At 61.8% G+C, this 259-nt stretch carries 1 protein-coding gene; it reads left to right on the top strand.

Annotated elements, in window-relative coordinates; all coding sequences use genetic code 11:
• Positions 1 to 236 (top strand): hypothetical protein (locus C1X29_RS29345; protein ID WP_158247918.1); only part of this gene is annotated, 236 nt, incomplete at its 5' end.
• Between the last annotated feature and the right edge of the window lie 23 nt (positions 237 to 259).

Genomic DNA, 259 nt, shown 5'->3' with positions numbered 1-259 from the left:
TCGCTGCGCTGGCGGTGATCCTTCCCGAACTTTGGCGATTGGCGCGGGCGGCGCGCACCGGGGTGATCGTGAGAAAGGGCTACGCCAAGCTCAAGGTTCTGCGCCGCGAAGACCCCGAAACCTTCAAGCGATTGATCTTGGCCAGTTTGCGCGACCTCATGCCGGCGGCGGGGATGTTTCTTGTCGGCCTATTCGCCACGATCCTGCAGGTCGATCTTCTGCTGATCATAAATTAGCGATGCCGGGGGCGCGGTGAGGA

The organism is Pseudomonas sp. GW456-12-10-14-LB2 (genome assembly GCF_002884345.1).
Classification (GTDB): domain Bacteria; phylum Pseudomonadota; class Gammaproteobacteria; order Pseudomonadales; family Pseudomonadaceae; genus Aquipseudomonas; species Aquipseudomonas paraglycinae.
Note: the sequence above shows the minus strand (reverse complement) of the source record. Positions and strands in the feature narration are given on the sequence as shown.